General features: G+C 41.2%; 18 protein-coding genes. 14 read left to right on the forward strand and 4 right to left on the reverse strand.

Going from position 1 to position 24,331, the window contains the following annotated elements:
- The first annotated feature begins 329 nt into the window (after nt 1–329).
- The 11 genes from ACK4EX_RS03500 to ACK4EX_RS03550 all read left to right on the forward strand — a co-directional run bounded on the left by ACK4EX_RS03500 (nt 330) and on the right by ACK4EX_RS03550 (nt 15,911).
- Nucleotides 330–1,349, forward strand: a complete 1,020-nt coding sequence (locus tag ACK4EX_RS03500; protein WP_409769759.1) for a YhcG family protein — start codon at nt 330–332, stop codon at nt 1,347–1,349.
- Nucleotides 1,346–1,525 carry a hypothetical protein gene (locus ACK4EX_RS03505; protein WP_409769761.1) on the forward strand — a complete coding sequence of 60 codons (180 nt, stop codon included), beginning with the start codon at nt 1,346–1,348 and terminating at the stop codon, nt 1,523–1,525. Before ACK4EX_RS03500 ends, ACK4EX_RS03505 begins: the two co-directional genes overlap by 4 nt.
- Nucleotides 1,526–1,538: 13 nt before the next feature.
- Complete coding sequence (locus ACK4EX_RS03510; RefSeq protein WP_409769763.1) at nt 1,539–4,820, forward strand: Eco57I restriction-modification methylase domain-containing protein; 3,282 nt, start codon at nt 1,539–1,541, stop codon at nt 4,818–4,820.
- A 525-nt stretch (nt 4,821–5,345) separates the two neighbouring features.
- Complete coding sequence (locus ACK4EX_RS03515; RefSeq protein ID WP_409769765.1) at nt 5,346–6,203, forward strand: hypothetical protein; 858 nt, start codon at nt 5,346–5,348, stop codon at nt 6,201–6,203.
- Nucleotides 6,204–6,218: 15 nt separating this feature from the next.
- Complete coding sequence (locus tag ACK4EX_RS03520; RefSeq protein ID WP_409769766.1) at nt 6,219–6,374, forward strand: hypothetical protein; 156 nt, start codon at nt 6,219–6,221, stop codon at nt 6,372–6,374.
- 896 nt (nt 6,375–7,270) lie between these two features.
- A complete protein-coding gene (locus tag ACK4EX_RS03525) occupies nt 7,271–7,675 on the forward strand; it encodes a hypothetical protein (RefSeq protein WP_409769767.1) in 405 nt (134 codons plus the stop codon).
- A gap of 145 nt (nt 7,676–7,820) precedes the next feature.
- Nucleotides 7,821–8,876 (forward strand): efflux RND transporter periplasmic adaptor subunit, encoded by a 1,056-nt coding sequence (locus ACK4EX_RS03530; protein WP_409769769.1) that lies wholly within the window; start codon nt 7,821–7,823, stop codon nt 8,874–8,876.
- 18 nt (nt 8,877–8,894) lie between these two features.
- Nucleotides 8,895–12,116, forward strand: coding sequence for an efflux RND transporter permease subunit (locus ACK4EX_RS03535; protein WP_409769770.1), 3,222 nt, complete (start codon nt 8,895–8,897; stop codon nt 12,114–12,116).
- A gap of 8 nt (nt 12,117–12,124) precedes the next feature.
- Nucleotides 12,125–13,558 (forward strand): TolC family protein, encoded by a 1,434-nt coding sequence (locus tag ACK4EX_RS03540; protein WP_409769772.1) that lies wholly within the window; start codon nt 12,125–12,127, stop codon nt 13,556–13,558.
- 77 nt (nt 13,559–13,635) lie between these two features.
- Nucleotides 13,636–14,352, forward strand: coding sequence for a VIT family protein (locus ACK4EX_RS03545; protein ID WP_409769774.1), 717 nt, complete (start codon nt 13,636–13,638; stop codon nt 14,350–14,352).
- A gap of 227 nt (nt 14,353–14,579) precedes the next feature.
- The gene (locus ACK4EX_RS03550) at nt 14,580–15,911 is read left to right on the forward strand and encodes an alkaline phosphatase D family protein (protein ID WP_409769775.1); all 1,332 of its coding nucleotides are present in this window, start codon (nt 14,580–14,582) and stop codon (nt 15,909–15,911) included.
- Nucleotides 15,912–15,932: 21 nt separating this feature from the next.
- Here the strand turns inward: ACK4EX_RS03550 and crcB are convergent, their stop codons facing one another.
- Both crcB and ACK4EX_RS03560 read right to left on the reverse strand, forming a co-directional pair.
- The gene (gene crcB / locus ACK4EX_RS03555) at nt 15,933–16,307 is read right to left on the reverse strand and encodes a fluoride efflux transporter CrcB (protein ID WP_409769776.1); all 375 of its coding nucleotides are present in this window, start codon (nt 16,305–16,307) and stop codon (nt 15,933–15,935) included.
- Nucleotides 16,283–20,773, reverse strand: a complete 4,491-nt coding sequence (locus ACK4EX_RS03560; protein ID WP_409769778.1) for a translocation/assembly module TamB domain-containing protein — start codon at nt 20,771–20,773, stop codon at nt 16,283–16,285. The genes crcB and ACK4EX_RS03560 overlap by 25 nt, the downstream gene beginning before the upstream one ends.
- 19 nt (nt 20,774–20,792) lie before the next feature.
- On the opposite strand from ACK4EX_RS03560, the gene tsaD reads away from it, so the two are divergent.
- On the forward strand, nt 20,793–21,818 hold the full coding sequence (gene tsaD / locus ACK4EX_RS03565; RefSeq protein WP_409769780.1) for a tRNA (adenosine(37)-N6)-threonylcarbamoyltransferase complex transferase subunit TsaD: 1,026 nt from the start codon (nt 20,793–20,795) through the stop codon (nt 21,816–21,818).
- A 12-nt stretch (nt 21,819–21,830) separates the two neighbouring features.
- Here tsaD and ACK4EX_RS03570 read toward each other — a convergent pair whose 3' ends face one another.
- A complete protein-coding gene (locus ACK4EX_RS03570; protein WP_409769781.1) occupies nt 21,831–22,238 on the reverse strand; it encodes a 5-fold beta-flower protein in 408 nt (135 codons plus the stop codon).
- 137 nt (nt 22,239–22,375) lie between these two features.
- Between ACK4EX_RS03570 and queA the strand changes: the two genes are divergently transcribed.
- Nucleotides 22,376–23,431: a tRNA preQ1(34) S-adenosylmethionine ribosyltransferase-isomerase QueA gene (gene queA, locus ACK4EX_RS03575; protein WP_409769783.1), complete on the forward strand. Its 1,056-nt coding sequence runs from the start codon at nt 22,376–22,378 to the stop codon at nt 23,429–23,431.
- A gap of 3 nt (nt 23,432–23,434) precedes the next feature.
- Nucleotides 23,435–23,629 (forward strand): DUF5522 domain-containing protein, encoded by a 195-nt coding sequence (locus tag ACK4EX_RS03580; protein ID WP_409769785.1) that lies wholly within the window; start codon nt 23,435–23,437, stop codon nt 23,627–23,629.
- A gap of 26 nt (nt 23,630–23,655) precedes the next feature.
- On the opposite strand, the gene ACK4EX_RS03585 is transcribed toward ACK4EX_RS03580, so the two are convergent.
- On the reverse strand, nt 23,656–24,234 hold the full coding sequence (locus ACK4EX_RS03585; RefSeq protein ID WP_409769787.1) for a hypothetical protein: 579 nt from the start codon (nt 24,232–24,234) through the stop codon (nt 23,656–23,658).
- Nucleotides 24,235–24,331: the final 97 nt, after the last annotated feature.

A 24,331-nucleotide genomic window follows, 5' to 3' on the forward strand; every position in this document is an offset into this window, starting at 1 on the left:
AAAAGCTATGAATAATACAAATAAGCACGAATCTATTCGTGCCTTCGTTGCAACTAAAATCAAATCATTTATATGTTATAATTAAAATGGAAAATCAAATCTTTGAAAAAGATCTATTTATTTTATTTTACAAAAATTATGGGCTTATTTATTGACAAAATAAAAATAAAAAACATTAAACGATTGATAATCAATAAGTTTTATTTGACAAAATGTGGGGTAAAAAATCCTCGATTGTCAATAATTCGTAAAATAAAAAGGGAAAATATTGAACCACGAATACACACGAATTTCATTCGTGCATTCGTGGCAAATAAATAAAATTATTTATGAATCTTGAGAAATCGCAAATAGAGTTTATCGCTGCCATTAAGCAAAAAATCCGGCAAGCCCAATACGAGGCACTCAAAGCCGTTAACGTGCAACTCATCAACTTGTATTGGGAAATTGGAAAATCCATAGCCGAAAAACAATCGGAAAGCTGGGGAAAAGCCATTGTGCCCACCCTATCCAAAGAACTGCAGGCCGAATTTCCGGGTATGAGCGGTTTTTCTACCACAAACTTATGGCTGATGGCGCAGTTTTATACTGAATATCACCAAGATGAAAATCTCCAACCACTGGTTGGAGAAATTAGTTGGTCAAAACACATAGTTATTTTAAATAAATGCTCGAATAGCTTAGAGCGTAAATTCTACATCCTGGCTACCAAAAAGTTCGGATGGTCGAAAAATGTACTTATTCATCAAATAGAAAACAAAACCTACGAAAAATACCTGCTCAACCAAACCAATTTTGAGCAAACACTGCCCGAATCCCTCAAAAGTCAAGCCGTGCTTGCTATTAAAGACGAATATACCTTCGACTTCCTGGAACTTTCAGCACAACATTCGGAGCGGGAACTGGAAAATGCCCTTATTCAAAACATTCGTAATTTTTTGCTCGAAATGGGGCCTCAGTTTTCATTTATAGGCCATCAATATAAATTACAGGTTGAAGACAAGGAGTATTTCATTGACCTCTTGCTCTATCACCGCAGGTTGCAATGCCTCGTAGCCGTAGAATTAAAAGTGGGAGAATTTTTACCCGAATACAAAGGCAAAATGGAATTTTATTTATCGGTGTTGAACGATACCCTAAAACTTCCCCACGAAAACGACAGCATCGGCATCATCATTTGCAAAGAAAAAAACCGTACTATTGTAGAGTATTCGCTCAAAACATCCATGCAACCCATCGGGGTGGCTACCTACACACTAACTCAACATTTGCCCGAAAAATACCAAAACCTGTTGCCAAGCAGCAGCGAAATAAGCGATAAAATCAATAAATATTTTAGCAAATTATGACCAAAGAAAAAATTTTTCAACTTTTTCAGCAGCCCTATAACCAAGCCCAATGGAAACAATTTCTGGGCGAAACTTTTACCCATGCCCGCCTGTTGGCAACACCCGAAACTCTTGCTGGCATTGACACGAATGTAGCAAGCAACGGGACATATTGTTCTAAACGAAAACGGCATTGAACGCTACATTGCCGTGTATGAAGTGAAGCTGCAGCCCGGCATCGTGCTGGAGCGAAACCGCGTGGGCCTTCGAAACCTGCTGCGCAAATACTGGAAAAATATTGACGCGGCATTTATTGTGTATCACAATCCCCACAATGAAAAGTGGCGTTTTTCTTATGTTTCCGAACTTACGGGCTTTGATGCCGAACGTAACTTTCAGAAAATACAAACCGAGCCCAAACGCTACACCTACGTGCTGGGCGAAGGCGAAAGCGTAAGAACCGCTGCCGAGCGCTTTGCGCTGCTGGCCCAAAATGCAAGCAAAGCCACCTTAGACGATGTAAAAGGGGCCTTCTCGGTCGAAAGAGTTACCAAAGAATTTTATGCAGAAGTAGCACAGTGGTACGAGTGGGCTCTCCAACACGTAAAATTTCCCAACGATGCCGAAGCTCAGGAAAACGGCCGCAATATTGCCGTCATCCGCTTGCTTACCCGACTGTTCTTCATCTGGTTTATGAAAGAAAAGGGGCTTATCCCCACAGAACTTTTTGATGAGGAACGTCTCAAAAACATCCTGAAGAACTTTAACCCGTCCGACACATCAAACGGCAACTATTACAAAGCCATTCTGCAAAACCTCTTTTTTGCTACACTCAATACACTCATTGAACAACGCAAGTTCCGAAGGGAAAAATCGCATCAGGGTAAAAACCCCGATTACATGAACCATCAATACTACCGCTATCATGCCCTTTTTGCTAATCCGGACGAGAACCTGAAACTTTTCAAAGACATTCCCTTCCTGAATGGCGGACTGTTTGAATGCTTAGACCTGCCCAAAAACGACCCCAACAACCCCACCGGCAAAGAAATTCGCATAGATGGCTATTCCGATGTGCCGGAAAAACAACCCCTGGTGCCTAATCATTTGTTTTTTAATGCCGAAAAAGGCATTTTATCCATCTTCAGAAAGTATCATTTTACCATCGAAGAAAACACGCCCTTCGACCAGCAGGTATCGCTCGACCCCGAGATGCTGGGCAAAGTGTTTGAAAACCTTTTGGCTACTTACAACCCCGAAACCCGCGAAAGCGCCCGCAAAGCCACCGGCAGCTTCTACACCCCGCGCGAAATTGTGCATTTCATGGTAAAAACTTCGCTTAAAGAATATTTTAAAACCAAACTGCAAAAAGAAATTCCTGAACGACTGGACGAACGCCTGGAGCAACTTTTCTCTTATGCCGATAGTTCCAATCCCTTTAACAAGCAGGAAACCGAACGGCTGATAGAAGCCCTCCATCAGGTAAAAATTTTAGACCCTGCCGTGGGCTCGGGAGCTTTTCCTATGGAAACCCTCAACCAGATGGTGCATCTGCTCAGCAAACTTGACCCCAACAACGAAGCATGGAAAAACAAACAAATTCAGGCCATACAAAATGCTGTGTCCGACCCTCGTCTGAAACAAGAAACCATCAAACACATTGAAAATATTTTCCTACACAATGAGTTGGGCTATGGCCGCAAACTCTTTTTGATACAAAACTGCCTGTATGGTGTGGACATTCAGCCCATTGCCATTCACATTGCCAAACTACGCTTTTTCCTTTCGCTGCTGGTAGATGAAAAAATCAACGACCAACTGCCCAACAAAGGCATAGAGCCCCTGCCCAATCTGGAAACCAAGCTCATTGCAGCCAATACCCTGATGGCATTGCCCCAACGCAATGGTTTCCAATTGTCTCAAATAGAAGCATTAGAACAACAACTTTTTCAGTTAAGGCAGCGCTACTTTGAAGTATCCGACCAGAATGAAAAAGAAAAGATTAAGAACAAAGACCGTGAGTTGCGGCTGCAAATACAGCAGGAAATGAAAAACGGGGGCTTTCCTTCGGAATTTGCCGATGCCATTGCCGCAGCCGATATATACAACACCCAGGCCTCGCACCCCTGGTTTGATCCCGAATGGATGCTGGGCGTAAAAGAGGGTTTTGATGTTGTAATTGGGAATCCACCGTATATCCAATTGCAAAAAGACGGTGGTAAACTGGCTAAACTTTATGAGAAACAAAACTTTCAAACCTTTGTACGCACAGGCGATATTTACACCCTTTTCTACGAAAAAGGGCTGCAACTGCTGAAACCCCAAGGTGTTTTATGCTACATCACATCCAACAAATGGATGCGTGCAGGATATGGCGAAAAACTGCGTGTATTCTTTACCCAATACAACCCTCTTTTGCTTATTGACCTTGGCCCCGGTGTATTTGAAAGTGCCACCGTGGATACCAATATTTTACTGATACAAAACAGTAAAACCAACCCAACCGGATTGAAAGCCGTTACATTGAAAAACGAAAAAAACCTTAGCATAGAGCAGCAGTTGCAACAAAATGGTGTGGTGCTGAATAAACTTAGTAAAGACGCCTGGTTTATTGGCAGCAGTTCCGAACAACAACTCAAAGAGAAAATTGAACGCATGGGCAAACCGCTGAAAGAATGGGACGTGAATATCTATCGTGGTGTGTTAACCGGTTTGAACGAGGCCTTTATCATCACCACCGAAAAGCGCAACGAAATACTTGCCAATTGTAAAGACGATGAGGAACGAAAACGCACCGAAGCCATCATCAAGCCCATCCTGCGTGGCCGCGACATTAAACGCTACCACTACGAATGGGCGGGTTTGTGGGTGATAGGAACTTTTCCTGCATTAAAACTAAATATTGAAAATTTTCCTGCATTAAAGAAATACTTTTTGGATAATTTTGATATTCGCCAATTAGAACAATCTGGTAAAAAATATCCTGAATTGGGCTTTAATGCTCGCAAAAAAACGGGCAATAAATGGTTCGAAACCCAAGATCAAATTGCCTACTACCCCGAGTTTGAGAAGGAGAAGATTATTTATCCCAACATGACTAAGTTTCTGCCATTTGTTTATGATGTAAAAGGCCATTTTATTAATGATAAGGGGTTTATATTATTAAGTAATACCGTTTCAACAAAATTCTTAGTAGGATATTTTAATTCTAAAATAGCCCAAAAATGGATTCTTGAAAATTGTCCTGAATTGCAAGGAGGAACAAGAGAACTTAGAAAAATTTTTATGGAAAATATACCTATTCCAATTATTAATTCGAATAACCAAAATATAGTAACCCAAATCGAAACGCTGGTTGACCAAATCCTCACCGCCAAAAAAGCCAACCCCCAAGCCGACACCAGCCACTGGGAGCGTGAGATAGATCACTTGGTGTATCAATTGTATGAATTGACGGAGGAAGAGGTGAGGATAGTTGAAAATTCAAAATAAAATTAAAAAATTATGTTTAGTAAGCTTATACAATTAATTTTAGTTACAACCTCGCTCTCACCTGTATTATTAACTTTTTGGTTTAAATACTTTAGTAAAAATTGGAACATATATGATGGCCTTATTTTTCTATTGATAGCAATTATATTAATTATCATTTTATATTTCTTAATACACATTGCTAAAAATAAGTTAGAAGAATTACCAGTGTCAATAAGTGAGATTTCGAATGCCGATAATGAGAGCGTGGTATTTATATTCTCTTATTTAATCCCTTTGTTAGAGATCGATACATCTGTTGTTATATTTCTTTTAGCATTATTTTATCTCATAATCTTTACTACGAACATCTATCATTTTAATCCTATATTAGGAATATTAGGCTATCATCAATATGAAATTAAAATAAACGAAGGCACAAGCTTTATTCTAATCACTAAGAAAACACTATTAAACACAAAGCAGATTAATAGAGTCGTTCAATTAACAAATTATATATTGCTTGAACCTGAAAAATAAAAGAACATGGATAACTTAGTAAATATTTTTTGTGAATTAAAAAAAACCGAAAAAGAAAGTGTCCGGATTAAAAGAATATCAATTTCTGGTGATATCCAAAATGATTTATCAGGTTATTTTATAGTTGATAATTTATTGAAAGCCGAGCAAATTGAATTTTCTGGAGAGTATAAGCCAGATGAAGGTCAAGTTCTTTATATTAATAATTTTGACTTTGTTCATCGTAATGAATTGTCATTAACTTGTGAAACAATCACAGTGGATGAAATTGTAAATATTAAATATCTATTTTTTAAATATGACGAAAACACTATTGTTTTTCAGACTTTTGATAACAGAAAAATAATTAAACCGGAAAAATGGCTTTTGATATACTCAAATGACACATTTTCAAAGATTGATAATAAAGGTTTAACGATTGATTCTAAAATTGATGCATTATTTATAATAAATGAAAAAAAATTATTATTCACATCCTATCATAACGCATCTAAAATTTTTAATTTAAATGATTACTTCAAAGAGGCTACAGATTCTGAAGTTAAAAATTTTTATCAAACTGATATTTTCATAGACAACAATTCACTTGAACTGAATAAATTTAATTCTCGTATGAGGAAAAAAATTTTTCTTATTAGTAAAAATGGTATATTAGATAAAGTGAAGGAAAATTTCGAGACTGTTTGTGGCTATGCTAAAGAATTAGGATTAGAAAACATGTTTGATGAGATTAATAAAAAAATAAAATTTCCCAGTAATGAGAAAGAAATTGGAAAGCTTATCGATTTTTTAAATGAGGATTTATTTAAATCTCCAATAAGTAATTCCATTTATGAGACAAATTCTAAAAGGAAATTAAAATGACAATAACAATCAACCATGAATAGAGAGTTAGGCTATAATCTAATAAAATACAAATCGCTGGTAGATAAAATTCTTGTCGCCATAAAACAGAAACCCAAAACCAACACCAGCCACTGGGAGCGTGAGATAGACCGGCTGGTGTATCAGTTGTATGAACTTATGGTGGAGTAGATTAAAATTGTTGAAAAGAGCAAATAATTAAAGAGCAGCAACAACCATAAATTTTTACCTGTACTTACAAGCCCATCGCAGCCACGAATTTTACGAATACACACGAATAGTATGCGTGCATTCGTGGCAAAAATTTATGCATTATTCATCCTCCATTTGGTAAAAAAATACAATTAAACTTCTAATGATAAAAGAGTAATAACCCTGCTTTTTCGTTATGAATTTTTGAAATGTGTTTTACTAAGCAGTTAGAGTTTAAACGTAATTTCCTTGTAAAATTAAAAAATTACTTCGACCATTGGAATCGATAGATTAGAGGTATTGATTTTTTAAATTTACCGGACAGGAAATAAGAGTTTGTAACGAGAAGAAAAAACACTTTAGTTACCCTAAAAAAATCACACCTTATGTAATGAAACTATAGCTGTCCTCTTTTACTGATATATACTAATTTGGGTGTTTTTCAGTGATTGCATTCTTCAATATTTTATATGGTTCTATTTCTAAGAACTTTATTGTTATTCACATCATTTCTCTGGTCTTAGATCTGATATTCGGTATTTGATTATAAGTGAAATATGTATTGATCGATGTATTCATGCTGCTAACTTCGGGTGTTATCTAATAAGGCAGAGCTGCAATGAAGCGAAGGGCCTTAAGTTTCATAGACGGCTGAGCATTTATATAGGTAGGATCTTATTCATCGCTTTCTTATAAAACAGCGCGGTTTGCCTTTATGGGTATAAAATTCCTTTATACACCACTTACTATGGGAAAAAGCCATATCTACCGATCAATTCTGAATAGGTTGTCAGCAGTCTTATTACGAAATATTTTTAGACTATTGATAAGTTTTCGAATGAGTAACAGGCCTTTACTTTTGCTTTGAAATTCATATGAAAAAAGAAGACTGCACCAAAAGCAATCACGGTTTGTACGGCAGATTTGCGGTTTTACTGGTGTTGTTTAATCTTCTTTTACAGTTTTTATTGGTTTACACGGCTGCTACGGCTACAAGCAGTGATTTCCAAATTGGTTTTACAGTTCTAAGGCCTGATAATCAAGGATTAGGAAAATTCCATATCACTTGTGCTGAATCTATTTTGGAGTCTGAAGAGGTCGAAACTCTCGGAAATAATTTTCAAGAGTTAAAAAAATACCCGAGTGATAATACAGCTTTCACTGTAGTTCAGCGTCAGGTTTCCATTTATAAAGGCTTTTTTTCCAAAAGTTTATTAATCTATCGGGCGCACACCCCGCTGTACATTTTGTATCACGCCTGGAAGTCTTTCATATCCTGACAGATTTTCTAAATTGATGTGTCAGTGAATTCCTGTTGCTGTTTCCAGCAGCATATCGTCTCGTTTTTAATTCTTTCCGCTTATTCTCGTTTCAATACCATACTTAATCATGAAAAAGATATTGCAAATTTTATTTACAACATGTTTGTATTTTCTCCTGAGTGGGTGTCATAGACAGGATGAAAACCACATTACCGACAGCAAATATGTAGTTACCAGTCCGGTAAAGACCGACACCACCATATATCGCGAATACGTTTGCCAGATTCATTCCATTCAGCACATCGAACTGCGAGCCCTTGAAAAAGGCTACCTTCAAAATATTTATGTGGACGAGGGGCAATTAGTAAAAAAAGGCCAGATGCTGTTTCAAATCATGCCAGTGATTTATCGTGCCGAAGTGCAGCGGGCGCAAGCTGAGGCTGACTTTGCCGCCATCGAATACAACAACACCAAAGCCTTAGCTGACAGTCATGTGGTCTCTCCCAATGAACTTGCGCTAGCGAAAGCCAAATTCGAAAAGGCCAAGTCAGAGCTTGCCCTTGCCAAAGCACATCTATCTTTTACTGAAATCAGGGCGCCTTTCGACGGACTGGTCGGTAGCTTCAACGATGTGCGCATCGGCAGCCTGCTCGACGAAGGCGAGCTACTCACTACCCTCTCTGACAATAGCAAGATGTGGGTGTATTTCAATGTTCCAGAAGCTGAATACCTCAATTATGCCCTCCAAAAAAGACATAACAATCCTCTGAAAGTAAAGCTTCTAATGGCCAACAATCAGCTTTACGACGAAGAAGGCGTGATCGAAACCATCGAATCAGACTTCAACAACGAAACCGGCAACATTGCCTTCAGAGCAACTTTCCAAAATCCGAATCGCATTCTCCGCCACGGTCAAACAGGCAACATCCTAATGCCTGTGCCTCTGAAAAATGTCCTTCTCATTCCTCAAAAAGCCACTTTTGAAGTACTTGATAAGACGTATGTGTACGTCATTGACAACGATAATCAGATTGAAGCTCGCGAAATCAAAATCGGGGCTGAACTACCACACTTGTTTGTTGTGAGCGAAGGCTTGTCTGAAAAGGACAAAATCCTGGTAGAAGGGTTGCGAAAGGTGAAAAACAAGCAAAAAATCCGCTACGAGTTTGAGCCGCTAACTAAGATTATTTCTGAACTGCAATCCATTCATGCCGAATAACTCTATTAAGGAAGAAATATGTTCAGCAAATTCATTAAGAGGCCGGTACTCTCTATCGTTTTATCTACCATTATCCTGTTTATAGGCATTCTCTCTATTCAACAGCTGCCAATCTCTCAATTGCCCGATATAGCACCTACCACGGTAAATATTTTCATTGCCTATCCCGGTTCGAGTGCCGATGTGCTGGTAAAATCTACCCTAATTCCACTTGAAGCTGCCCTCAATGGGGTGCAAGGCATGCGCTATATCGTGTCAGATGCCACCAGCGCCGGCGAGGCAACGATTCAAGTCGTCTTTGAGCCGGGAACAGACCCGAATCAGGCTGTGGTGAATGTAAAGACCCGCGTTGACCAGGTGATGCCGCTCCTACCCGAGCTCGTTCAGCGCGAAGGAGTGATCATCACACCCATACAGCCCAGTATGCTCATGTACGTAAACTTATATAGTACAGACAAAAATGCGGACGAAAAATTCCTCTACAACTATGCCTATACGCGCATGATTCCTGAAATACAGCGCATCAATGGCATAGCGCGGGCACAAATTCTGGGGAGCCGAATCTTCGCCATGCGCGTTTGGCTCAAGCCCGACCGCATGCGTGCCTACAATGTTTCGGCCGAAGAGGTAATGACCGCCATGCAAGAGCAGAGCCTGCTGGCTCGCCCCGGTCGGCTCGGTCAAGCTTCGGGTAAGTCGCCCCAGTCGCTCGAATATGTGCTGGTGTATCAAGACCGATTCAACAAACCCGAGCAATACGAAAACATTATCATCCGCGCCAACGAAAAGGGCGAATTACTCCTGCTCAAAGACATAGCTGACGTAGAGCTGGGCAGCGAGTTTTTTGACATCTATTCAAACCTCGACGGATATCCGGCTGCTTCCATCGTGCTAAAGCAAAACGTAGGCAGCAACGCAAGCAAGGTAATAGAGGATGTAAAGAAGAAACTGAAGGAGCTGAAAGCCGACTTTCCACCCGGCATGGATTACAAAATAAGTTATGACGTTTCCCAGTTTCTCGACGCTTCGATCGAGCAAGTGCTCCATACCCTGCGCGATGCTTTCATCTTAGTTACGCTGGTCGTTTTTCTCTTTTTGGGCGACTGGCGATCTACACTTGTGCCGGCCATTGCCGTACCTATTTCTCTGGTAGGTTCCTTCTTTTTTATGAAAATGTTTGGTCTGTCGATCAATCTGGTCACCCTCTTTGCCCTTGTGCTGGCTATAGGTATTGTGGTTGACGATGCCATTGTGGTTGTGGAGGCTGTACACGCCAAAATGGAAGAAGAAAACCTATCACCCTACAATGCAGTAAAGAAAGTTCTAAGCGAAATCGGGGGCGCCATTATTGCCATAAGCTTAGTAATGATAGCTGTATTTATACCTGTCACTTTTATGACTGGTCCTGTTGGGGTTTTTTACCGGCAGTTTTCTATTACAATGGCCAGCTCCATCTTACTATCGGCCGTGGTAGCGCTCACCCTCACGCCGGTGCTCAGCGCCATGATCTTGAAAAACAACCACGGCAAGCCCGCTAAAAAAACACCCATCAACTTGTTATTAGAAAAGTTCAACGAAGGATTTGAAAAACTCACCGGAAAATACGTTGGTGCTTTAAATAAGATTGTCAGCCGTCGTATAATCACTTTTGGCGTACTGATGGCCTTTGTAATTGGCATCATTCTCCAGGTCAAGAGCCTACCCGCCGGATTTGTTCCCAATGAAGACCAAGGCACCATTTACGCTATCATTCAGACGCCTCCAGGCTCCACACTGGAGCGAACCAACGAGGTGGCTCATAAACTTCAAAAGCTTTGCGAAGAGATCGAAGACGTAGAATCGGTCACTGCGCTGGCAGGTTACGAAATAATGACCGAAGGTCGCGGCTCAAATGCCGGTACGTGTTTGATAAACCTCAAAAAATGGTCAGAGCGCAAGCGTTCTGTGCACGAGGTAATGGAACTGCTTGAAGAGGAAACCAAAGACTTTGGCGCTGTCATTGAATTTTTTGAACCACCTGCTATTCCCGGATTTGGATCGTCAGGAGGCTTCTCCCTCCGATTGCTCGACAAGACCAATGAGGTTGATTATCAAGAATTTGAAAAAATCAACAACGAGTTTATGGACGCCCTGCGCAAGCGCAAAGAGCTCACCGGCTTATTCACCTTTTTTGCAGCTAATTATCCGCAATATGAGCTGAAGATCGACAATAAAATCGCCATGCAGAAGGGGGTATCCATCGGCAAGGCGATGGAAAACCTAAACATTTTGATAGGTAGTACGTACGAACAGGGTTTCACCCGCTTCGGCCGCTTTTTCAAGGTGTATACACAGGCTGCTCCTGAATATCGCCGGTACCCCTCTGATCTCGAAAATCTGTATGTGAAAAACGACAAAGGCGAAATGGTACCGTATTCTTCCTTTATGAAAATCATCAAGCGACAAGGGCCCAACGAATTGACGCGGTACAATATGTACAATTCTGCCGCCATAAGAGGTCTGCCGGCCGAAGGTTACACCACTGGCGATGCCATTGCTGCTATTCAAGAGGTTGCGCGCGAAGTTCTTCCGAAGGGTTTCGACATTGCATGGGAAGGTCTCTCGTACGACGAAGCTCGGCGCGGTAACGAAGCGCTTTACATCTTTCTGGTGGTAGTTGTATTCGTTTATCTGGTGTTAGCTGCTCAGTATGAGAGCTTTATTATTCCATTTGCCGTTTTGCTATCCCTTCCAATAGGCATCTTCGGTTCTTTTCTGATGTTGAAGTGGATGGGTCTGGCCAATGACATCTATGCACAAATAGGCCTGATTATGCTCGTAGGTCTATTGGGAAAAAATGCCGTGTTGATCGTAGAGTTTGCCATTCAGCGGAATCAGCAAGGGGTTTCTATTTTACAGGCAGCCATAGAGGGAGCAAAAGTGCGCTTCCGCCCCATCTTGATGACCTCTTTTGCCTTTATCGCTGGTTTAATTCCTTTAGTAATTTCTACAGGTCCGGGTGCTATCGGCAATCGCACTATCGGCTCATCGGCTTTAGGAGGCATGCTGCTGGGCACGGTTTTCGGGGTACTCATCATTCCAGGTCTTTACTATGTATTTGCCAGTTTGGCTAATGGCCGCAAGCTGATTCGCGATGAAGAATTAAGCCCGCTGAGCGAAGACTTTGTCAAAAGTGCTTCGCGCGAGTCGCTGCTGAAAAAACTAAAGAAAATCAACCTTCTCAAGAGAAAAAATTCCTGAAGAAAAGAATGAAAAAGCTTTTTAAACCAGCACATATTTTAATAGTCGCACAGCTATTGTTGATTTCAGGCTGCATGCCGTTCAAAGATGCTTTTCAAGCTCCTAAAGCAATCCTTCCCAAAAATTTTGGTGGCTCTATGGGCGATTCTGCAAATAGTGCAACGCTCTCATGGCGCACCTATTTCGGTGATCCGTATCTTATCGCGTTGATTGATACAGCCCTTAAAAACAATCAGGAGCTTAACATCGTTTTGCAAGAAATTGAAGTTTCAAAAAACGAGGTAAGAGTCCGCAAGGGGGAGTATTTGCCCTTTGTAAATATCGGTTTGGGTAGCGGTTTTGAAAAAGAAGGTCTCTACACGCGCAAGGGTGCCATTGACAGTCAACTCTCCATTAAAGACGGAAAACCCTTTCCTGAGCCGCTTGGCGATGTGAACGTCGCTGCATTGGCGCGATGGGAAATCGACGTATGGCAGAAGCTGCGAAATTCCAAACGCTCGGCCGCCATGCGTTACCTAGGTACGGTAGAGGGTAGAAACTTTTTGGTGACCAACCTAGTGGCTGAAATCGCTGAAGCGTATTATGAACTCGAGGCTCTCGATAATCTACTCGAAATCATAGAGCAAAACATCGAAATACAGGAAAATGCCCTCAAAGTGGTACGGCAACAAAAAGATGCAGCCAAAGTGACTCAGCTCGCTGTAAACCGATTTGAAGCTCAGTTGCTCAATACGCGCAACCTGCAGTATGAAATTCGCCAAAAGATCACGGAAACCGAAAACAAAATCAACTTTCTTACCGGCCGCTTTGCAGGTCGAGTACCGAGAAGTTCTTCTGGCTTTTTACAAGAAAAAATCGACAGCATTAAAGCCGGAGTTCCTGCGCAGTTGTTACAAAACAGGCCCGACATTCGGCAGGCTGAATACGAGCTGCAAGCTGCAAAACTCGATGTAAAATCAGCCCGCGCCAATTTTTATCCAACTGTAGGTATTCGGGCAGCTATCGGTTTTCAGGCGTTTAATCCGGCTTTTCTGCTCAATCCGGAGTCAATTCTCTACAATACAGCTGGAGATATTCTCACTCCATTCATTAACAGAAATGCCATAAAAGCTTTGTATAATGCCGCCAATGCAAAGCAGTTGCAAGCTGTTTATCGATACGAACAAACAGTTTTAAATGCCTATGTGGATGTGCTGAATCAGCTGGCTAAAATGGAAAACTATTCCAACAGTTACCTGACGAAAGAGCGAGAAGTGGAAATTTTAAATCATTCTGTTCAGATAGCTAACTCGCTTTTTAATTCTGCTCGTGCTGATTATGCGGAGGTTTTGCTCACACAGCGAGAGGCCCTCGAAGCTCGGCTTGATTTGATTGAGGTAAAGTTGAAATTGCTTCAGGGAAAAGTAAACATTTACAGAGCTTTAGGTGGTGGATGGAGGTAATAATTTTCCAATGATAAGGTTTCAAAATAGGTGTTCGTCAGGTCGCCTTTTTTACTTTATTTTACCCAAAAAATTTGATGGAGTACCCTCAAAAAGTCACACTTGACAATTATTTAAAAAGTCACTTTATCCATCGCAGTAACTGGCTAAGAGCTGCTGTACTTGGCGCCAACGATGGGATCATCTCAATTTCAAGCCTGGCGGTAGGAGTTACTACTGCGAGTGCCAATCGAGAAACCATTTTGCTGGCCACTTTGGCAGGATTAGTGGCGGGTGCTTTGTCGATGGCAGCCGGTGAATATGTGTCTGTGAGTTCGCAAACCGATATCGAACGCGCTGACATAGAGCGCGAAAAACTGGAACTCGAAAAATACCCTGAAACTGAACTTAAAATTCTGGCTCAGATTTACGAAAAGCGCGGCTTGTGTAAAGAAACGGCCATGCTTGTGGCCAAAGAACTCACCCAAAAAGACGCTCTTGCTGCGCATGTGCGCGACGAGTTAGGCATCACCGAAACCAGCCAGGCCAATCCAATTCAAGCAGCCCTTGCTTCAGGAGCAGCTTTTACCGCAGGTGGAGTATTGCCGTTGCTTGTTACCATTTTCGCCCCATTGACCTACATGGAGTATTTTCTTTATGGATTTACGGTGGTTGCTTTGGTTATATTGGGTACCCTCTCAGCCATCACAGGCGGGGCTAATGTGATGCGTGCTGTTGTCCGCATCGTGGTGTGGGGTACTATTTCTATGGGTCTTTCGGCACTGGTTGGGTATATCTTTGGTGTGAACGTTTAGTAGAATGCGGTTTTAATAAAATTACACCCTTTGTAATGAAAGTTATGTAGACTACCAAAGTCTCTACTTTTAGAATTTAAAGGTTAAAAGCTTCAAATTTTTTCTTCCTTTTAGCTATTGTACAGAAATGGTACTCTACCAAGTCTGGTTAAATTTCTGTAAACACCTTTTAATCGAAGGAGTAGCCCAATAATTTTGAATTGAAATACTTTAAAACTCCGTATTCAATGAAAAAACATTTCATCTTGTTTCTTTTTGTAGGTGCTCTTGCATTGAATGGTCAAAAAAGTGTCTCACTTGCAGCCGTTGATTGGATAAATGCAGGCCCTATGCTGGGATACGTGCACATGAAAGAAGCACATCTCTGGATTCAAACTAAAAAAGCAGCTAAGGTGTCGCTCAAATATCGGGTAGAAGGTGCTCCTTCATGGTCAACCACTCCCTCTATTGAGACTCAGTGGCATACAGCATTTACTGCTAAATTTATACTTGACGATGTTTTGCCCGGCCGCACATATGAATATCGCGTCCTGATCAATGGAAATGAAGTATCCTTTGGCGAACCTTTGAAGTTTAAAACTCTAACCGACTGGCGCTTTAGACAAGATCCACCGGAGTTTACCATATTGGCCGGTAGCTGTTCATATTTCAACGAAGAATCGGCTGATCGCCCCGGGAAGCCATATGGAGGCGATTATCAAATCTTTGAACATATGGCCGACATGAAGGCCGATTTAATGCTCTGGTTGGGCGACAACGTCTACACACGACCTGTAGATTACGGTAGCCGTCGAGGCTTTTTACACCGTTATACCAGCGACAGATCGTATCCGCAGTTACAGCGCTTCTTGCGCACTTGCAGCCATATTGCCATCTGGGACGATCACGACTTTGGCCCAAACGACGCCAACGGTTCTTATGTGGGCAAGCCCTGGGCACACGAAGCTTTCCGCCTTTTCTGGGCTAATCCTCCTTTTGTGAATTTTGGTTGCGAGCAGTCTACAGCCAGTGCATTGGAATTCAACGATGTTCACATCTTTTTGCTCGACAATCGCTCCTTCCGCACTGAAGTGATGAACAACGGAAAAGATCAAATTTTCGGACGGGAACAACTCGATTGGTTAATTAATAACCTCAAGTATTCTGATGCACCTTTTAAACTTGTATGTGCGGGCGGACAAATCCTTAGCGATGCAAAAGTCTTTGAAAACTTTGCCAAATACGAGCAGGAACGCGCTTATCTGCTGCGCAGAATCGAGGAAGAAAACATCAAGGGCGTAATCTTTTTAACAGGCGATCGCCATCACAGCGAAATATGCGTAATGAAAAACGGCAAAGGCAACATTCTGTACGACATCACTACATCGCCACTCACCAGTGGTGCAGTCACAAAAAAGGTGGAAGACAATAGCTTCAGGCTGCCAGGTAGCCTCATTCAACAGCGGAATTTCGTGGCTTTAAAATTTTTCGGACCGTCCAAAAACCGCACGCTTGAAATCACTTATTACGACTCTGATGGGCAAAAAATTTTTTCACACACAATAAAAGAAAAAGAATAAATCAACCCCGAAGAAAATAGGCTACTTGCCTACGAAATATCCTAGAATACAGGCAAGTAAACCAAAAATAACGCTTGATCCGATGTAGAGGAGGGCAGGGCCTGTCTGTCCTGCTCTCAGCATCAGCATAATCTCTTGTGAAAAGGATGAAAACGTGGTAAATCCGCCCATAATACCTGTGGCCAAAAAGATTCTGCCGGTATCTGATACGATGTCTTGCTCCCAGGCAGAAAGGATCAACCCTATCAGAAATGAACCCGCGATATTAACGATGAATGTACTGATTGGATAGCCGGATTTTGAAGCGAATTGTACTGCTATCGATACCAGGTATCGCGATGCTCCACCTATAAAGCTGCCCGCTCCTGTGATTAGTGCATACTTGATTGTTTCCATTCGTTTGCGTTTTTCGGATAGTAAATAGACGGTGAGTCGGATGAGGTATCTGGCTCTTCAAACTGAAAATCTTTATATCTCTTAGTTCTGCGCATTCGCAGTATGTCGTAGTACCAGGAATCGAAATTGGTGCGGTAGGTAATACCTAAGCCCTGTGCATAATCACCCACCTGTTCCAGACCAATCCTGTTTTGAAGTGAGCGGTTAAAGGCTTTAGCTCTCAATTTTCCATCGGAAGTTATGAGGTATTCGAGCTCTACATCTCCGGCAAAGTCATTACGGCGGGTGCTTCCCGTATTTTGTTGAGTTGAGAGGTCAAAGTTTGTATTGATAACGAATCGGTCGTTGAAGAGTGTGGTTGAAATTCCGAGTTCAAGGTCTTGCTGCTGATTTACGCTACCTTCTTGTCCCTGGAGGTTTGTCTGGCTGTAGCCCAATCGGATATCTACACCCTTTATGCGCTGTCCGAGCAGATTGGAAATTTGTGATACAAAGGCATCATATACCAGCGTGGCACCTGACGAGGTTGTACCCAAAGCAAAATCATCGGTCACAAAACTGTTGAGCAGTAGAAGCGAAAAGGCTTGTCGCGTCAATTTGTCACGATCGGCTAAAGCATTGTTGATTTCCGTTTGAACCATCGGAGCCGCTCGTGGCACCTTAATGTCAAAAGAGATTTCGGGCTGAAACATTACTCCTGTGATTTTAAGCAGCAAATCGACCTGAGTGCGCGTGTTCAAATAGCGTTCGTCGGTCAAGAGTCCTCTAAGTGTGGTGCGTGTAGTGTATCGCGTAGTAATGTCGAGATTTGCCGCCAGAGGGTCGCCGGTAAACGTAATGGTACTGCCCGGCTCAATGAGAAACTTGCGCGACACTATGCCTTGGAAATTGAAGTTGTAAACTCCCTTGTTAATCTGGTAACTGCCTACAAGGCTAATGTTTCCCGAAGGTGGTACAGTCAAGGATAATCTTCCCTGGCCGTTTGCCCGCATCATGTCGTTGTAGCGATCGTCAAGTATCAGCTGGGCTTCGGCATCAGGTGTTACATCGATGGTAAATCGAAGGGTAATGCCTCCAAAATTCAACTGCGACTTTTCTGGTAGTTTCTTATCGTCTTTTTGAACAAAATTCACAAACGATAATCTGCCTACTTCTGTCGGATTGTTGAGAGGTAAAGCGAAAAGAGTTCCTTTTTCGGTTCTGACGTTTACGTCGATCACCGGCTCATCCGTAGGGCCAGTAATGTTAATTTTTCCCGTAACGTATGCAGTTCCATAATACAAATCACCTGAAGTGGCATTTGTATTAAGAGCTAAAAACTTGTCCGCATCGATACCAATGTTAAACCGAAAATCCGAGAAATTGCGGTGTGTGATTCGACCATTCATTACAGCTTTACTTGCAGTTTTTGTATCGCGAATGGTCATTTCAGAGATCACGATTTCTTTGTTATTCACAGTTACTGTAGGCGAACCTTCGAAGTTGTAATCCGTGCCGAGCATTGGTATCGTTAGGCCAAGGTTGGGAAACGTCAGCTTACCAGCTATGTCAAGTGCCTTTGCCCGACCTTTTATATTTATGTCTCCATTAACTGTACCTCTTAAATTTTGTACAAATTCACCCAAAACAGGAGCAAATGCATTTACCCGAAACCGATTGGTTTTTGCCTTTAAATCAATCTCAAAGTCTCCCATAGTTGATATCACACCATCCACTTCAAAAGTCTTCAGTTGGCCACGCTGAATATGGCTCAATATTTTCATTTTTTTAGTTTCTAAATCCCAATCAGATGAGAAATAAAAATCACCCTGATAATTTCCGTTAATATACAAGGAATCTATTTCAAAATCTGCAGCAAATTTTGGTTCGTTCAATAGATCATTTGCGATGATTTCGCCTTGCATTAATCCGTCCAGTTTTGAATTGAAAGGTTTAAGAAAAATGTTGAATAAATCTATCCTGAAATTGTTGAGATTAATACGAATGATTTCGTAGGGATTCTGTGAAATTATACCATTTGCCAGTAAGGATCTTGGACCATTAATGATGTGAAAATTTGTAATGTTAATTCGTTCCGGCTCAAAGTCAAAGAAATTGTTTCGATTAATCACAAATTTTTCACTTCCGATGTTGAATTCTGAGCGATCGAAGTGCAAACGGTAATGGTTGAATTCGTTTTTTACAAGCCATCCATCGATGTGCCCATTGCTTCCCACGGAATCCACCCACGTCCACAGCAATTCGAAAGCATTAGAATCAGGTGTATTTACAACCTGAAACTGGACGGAGTCTATTAATAAATCATCATATCTTGAATTATAAGCGATTAATAGGGCTTCTACGGTGTTTTGATTGATGTGATTTATCTTGCATTTAATATTTCCCGTTTGAATATCTCCATATTGTATTCCTTGACTTAAGAGTGTTGCTGATATTTGTTTATTTGCACCATTATATTCCGCCAGTAAAGTAGTTTTTGGTTCAATTCTTAAATTATTGATATAAAGTAAATTAAAAAGTGCATCAAGATTATCAGTTTTGAATTCTAAGGAAAAATAATCTTCTAAAAATGTATTTTTTTCTTTGACCGATTTCCCTAATCGGATATTCAACCAATCTTCAAAATATTTATTAAATTCAAAGAGCTTGTACTTTCCTGACAGATTGAGATAAGCTACATCTGATTTCAATTCTAAATGACTAATATTTTGGATAGTATTCGAAAGAATTTTAATGCTTTCAAAGTGATAGTATCCCAGAGTATTTTCAGCGAAAATGTCGTTTATTAAGATATTTCCAGATGGGTTTTCTACTTCTGAAAAATCGAGTATTCCTGCACTGGTAAAACTCAGATATGTAATACTGTCTTTCGTCCATTTTAAAGCCAAAGGATTAGAATGCTTTAGTTTAATAAGAAATTCAGAAAACGTATTATTATTTTCATCTCTGTAGTGTATATCTGCTGTGAGAGTAATATTTGGATCATCAATATTTAATTTACCACTGTAATCATTTCGATTTAACGTAAAATTTAAAAGTGATATGTTTTTGTATGAATAATTGTTGAACAATAAATTTTCAATTTTTGCAGAACTTACAAGATATAACTCATTGCTTGTAAGGCCGCTCCCATTTACCATAAATTTTCCAGTTGTACTTCCAAGACTACTTACACCTAATAACTTTCCTAAATGCACATTAATTATTTCTAAATTTCCTGAATATTCGGCTATTTTTTTTGTTTTATCGAATTGTATGCTTCCCTTTATTTCTTCTCCTTTTTCTAAATATATTTTAAGATCGGTTATAAACTGATTGGGTGTACCTTCAAATTGTCCTTTCACTGTAAAAAGAAGTTCTTTTTGAAGCACTTCAGGCACAATTGTATCAGTAAATAGATGTATTATTTGTGCACCTTCTTTTAGCTGTGAGGTTAGGGAAGATATTTTTGTTATTATTTTTGGATTTTCAGGGTTGGAAATAACGTTTTTCAGCGTTACATTCCCCTCAAGAGTAGTGAAGTTCCCGATCTGGATAGGATTTGCTGTAACGATAAAATTGTTCAAAACACCGGAAAAATTCCCGTTTAGCTCAACATCTGGCAATTGAGGAAATTCTGGTAAAAGGGATCTGAGTTCGGTTATGTGAACTTTTGTCTTTCTAAATTCTACAGCTAATTGCACTAGATTTTCAAAATCAGCGAAGTCATTTGGATGGCTGTATTTCAGAGTGGCATCTATATCAAGCCGGCTGGAGTCGGTTACAGCGAGCAAATCAAGTGCTGAAATATGGTCGTCAGCATAGGTGAGCTGTCCTTCGAGGTGATGAACGCTAAAAAATTGGTCATCAGTTCCGTAGGCTTTCACCAGGCGAGCACTGATGCTGTCAGGCGAGAGTTGAAAGTTTCTGAACCGCAAGTGAGCATTGTATACCTTAAAGGCCGGAAGTTTTGGATTGTTAAAGTCAATTCGATGAAATCTGAGCTTTTCGAAGTGTATATCGTTAATTTTTAGCGTAAAAGTGCTTTTTTGAGCAATGGTATCGCCGGCGTCTAACTTTTCTAAAAACCGCATAAATCCGTTCACACTATCACCTACAGGTGTGTGTAAATAATAATGAGTGCTGTCTAAAAACACTTTCGATAGAGCTATCTTTTGAAAATCAGAAGACAGATGTGCGATCGATGCCCTAAAAGAGTGGATGTAAATGACTGTATCGCCTTGAGCATCCAATAATAAAGCATTTCGTAAACCAATCTGATTGGGAAAGATTATTTGAAACTTTTCGATTTTTACATCGATATTTTTTTTGTTTTTTAACCATTCTGTAGCCTTTTTAGCTAAAAAGGTTTGTACAAAAGGGTTAGCGAGGAGTAAAGCGAGAACCACCCCAAAAATTGCAATACCTTTGGCAACTTCCAGGACGATGTGCAGTGTACGAAGGCCGATGTTTCGGAATTTATTCAATAGCTTTGTTATTTAAAAAATGAACGAAAACATTTACATACTTGGTATTGAAACTTCGTGCGACGACACTTCAGCCGCTGTGCTCCGGGGTCGCAAAGTTCTTACCAATATTGTATCTTCCCAAAAAATTCACGCAGAGTGGGGTGGAGTAGTGCCAGAACTAGCCTCGAGAGCGCATCACCAGAGCATAGTACCTGTGGTAGATATGGCATTGCGCCGGGCTGATATTGATAAGCATCAACTTTCAGCAATCGCTTACACACGTGGACCTGGTCTCATGGGATCGCTTCTGGTAGGCGCTACCTTTGCGCGAGCTATGGGCTTAGGTCTTGGTATTCCCATCATACCGGTTCATCACATGGAGGCGCACATTCTGGCTCACTTCATTGACGACCCCGATATGCAATCGCCCGAATTTCCATTTTTGTGTCTTACCGTCTCGGGCGGGCATACGCAACTGGTACTGGTGAATGGATTTCTCGACATGAAAGTCATCGGCCAAACTACGGATGATGCAGCCGGAGAGGCTTTTGATAAAATTGCCAAAATCCTTGGTCTACCATATCCGGGAGGACCGATGATCGACATGCTGGCTCAACAGGGTAATCCCCACGCTTTCCGCTTCGCCAGACCAGAAGTGCCGGGATTAGATTACAGTTTTAGCGGGCTTAAAACTTCCGTTTTATATACCCTTGAAAAATTTCAGAAAGAAGATCCTGATTTTATTCAAAAACACTTAAATGATATTGCTGCTTCAGTGCAACAGGCCATTGTTGATACGCTTTTAAAAAAGGTCAAACTGGCATTAGAAGAAACAAAGTGCAGGCACTTGGCAGTGGCAGGAGGAGTATCGGCAAATTCCGGATTACGAAGAGGGCTTGCTTTCCTTGCAGAATCGATGGGCGTTTCGCTATATGTGCCTAAGCCATCGTATTGTACCGACAATGGCGCTATGATAGCCATTGCCGGTTATTATTACTACACAAGCGATGCAATGCGCACGAGCTCATTAAATCCGGTGGCGCGCTGGCAGGTGGGAGCTTGATACTCAGTCTTTTTATGGTTTTGAGAAAAAGATTAGGTAAATCGCTATCTGTTCAACATTAAAGCATTCAGCTTTTCCCAGATATTTACCGGTACGATCGAAAATACGCAGATCTTTATCGATTTTTAACAAATAGCTGCCCGCACGATCGTATAACTTCCCAGCATCTAATCGGCCTAAATAAGTGCCTGACCGATCGTAAAACCTCGAATAAGACACTTTACCCAGATAGCCACCGAAAGAGTCATACACTCTGTCACCCTCAATTTTTCCGATATATCTGCCAGATTTTTCATAGATTTTGCCATTATCGATGCGCACTAAGTAGGTACCCTTACCGTCGTGTAACCTCTGGGCCCGTACTGAGACTAACAATGTGAACAGAAAAAAAATCAGCAGATTTCTTAAACCATTTTTCATCAAAACATTGATAAGAATTCCGATTAAAGTATGTGAAAAAGCGAGAATATACACATTTAAATTTTTAATTTCTAATTAATTACATTTAAGCTGTAAAATTTGTACTTTCGCGCCCTTAAATTCAAAGCCCGTAAGCAATGAAATTCAAGCTCTCGCACTTTAATTACAAACTTCCAAAAGAACTTATTGCCAACCGCCCAGTGCCCCATCGCGACGAAAGCCGACTGATGGTAGTTCACCGCGATACAGGCAAAATCGAACATCGCATCTTCAAAGACATTCTCGATTATTTCGACGAAAAAGACCTTTTTGTTCTTAACAACACCAAAGTTTTCAAAGCCCGTCTTTACGGATACAAAGAAAAAACCGGCGCGCGTATCGAGGTATTTCTACTTCGTGAGCTCAATGCTGAAACGCGTCTGTGGGATGTGTTGGTAGATCCGGCCCGTAAGATTCGTATAGGAAACAAAATTTATTTCGGCGAGGATGAGAATCTTGTAGCCGAAGTGATCGACAATACTACAAGCCGTGGGCGTTCTATCCGCTTCCTGTTTGATGGTTCCTACGAAGAATTTCGAAAGAAGCTGGTAGATCTCGGCCACATGCCCATTCCTAAATATCTGCAGCGCGAAGCTGACGCAGAGGACGAAGAGCGCTACCAGACCATCTTCGCCAAGGTAGAGGGCGCAGTAGCTGCTCCCGTGAGTGGTCTGCACTTCAGCAAGCAGCTTTTGAAACGCATGGAAATAAAAGGTGTGGAAACCACAGAGATCACCATGCACGTAGGTCTGGGAACTTTCAAACCTGTGGAGGTAGAGGACCTGAGTAAGCACAAGATGGACAGCGAGCAGGTCTGGATTTATCCTGAGGCTGCAAAAAAGATCAATGAAGCCCTAGACAACAACCGTAAAGTGGTAAGTATCGGTACTACAACCCTTCGGGCATTGGAAAGCTCACTGACCACCGAAAATCGAATCATTCCCTTTACCGGGTGGATCAGCAAATTCATATATCCACCATACACATTCAGGCTGCCTTTGAAGTTGGTTACCAACTTTCACGCACCGATGTCTACCATCTTAATGCTTAAAAGCGCTTTTATGGGTCATGAACTTATGATGGAGGCTTACCATACGGCCATCAAGGAAAATTATCGCTTTCTCAGTTATGGCGACGCTATGTTGATACTCTAACCGATGGTGAAACGCAGGCCTTTCAGCGAGCTGAAAGAAGGCGAAGACTATTACAAGACGCCTGAGGGTTACATAGTGTACACCGAGAAATATCATCTCGACCGTGGCTATTGTTGCCAGAGTGGATGCCGGCACTGTCCGTACGGCTACAATAAGCTGACCGGAAAATTTGACAAACAAAAAAAGCTGCCCGGGTAGGCAGCTTTTTTGCTTTTCAGGGCGAATTATCTTCCCTGTTCGAACCGGCGCATTTCCTCTTCAAAAGTTTTTTTGAAGCGTTCGTAGTTGTAATCGATTCTCAGACTTTGGTCACGTGTTAGCGTCTGAAAGTAACTATCAGCCAATCGCTCCGCACTCAGTTCAAGAGCAACATAATATTTGAAAATATTGGAATTTTTCACTTTAGATGACCGTTCGCATACGGGTATAACTCCACGAAGCTCCTGATTGATTACAGTACGTGCATTTTCCTCGAAGCGCTCGAGTATTTCTTCCTTGTTGTTGAATTCAGAGGATTTCACATAATTATCGCCTACTACTTTCATCGTAGTGCTTAGCATACCCGCCAGTTCAGCACGTGCATTACTGAGCGCCTTCCGCTTGGCTGTATTTAGATCCATACTTTCGCCAAAGGAAAATGCTCTGAAAGTTTTCGCATCAGACTTGTATTCCGAACAGGGTAATTTAACTTCTACTTCGTCTGATGGTAAGGGAACCTCCTTGTTTTTTTTGCTTTTGCAGCCGGTAGATACTACAGCAAAGCCAAGACCGACGTATAAAATCGCCGAGATTAATTTTCTCATCGTTAGTATTTTTTGGTGCAAATGTATGTGGCCAATTGTTGTGCCAAAATTTCCGTCACTGAACTTCGGTTATAAGACGTCGTGAACATTTTTTATT

It is taken from the genome of Thermaurantimonas sp. (assembly GCF_046299575.1).
Taxonomy (GTDB): domain Bacteria; phylum Bacteroidota; class Bacteroidia; order Flavobacteriales; family Schleiferiaceae; genus Thermaurantimonas.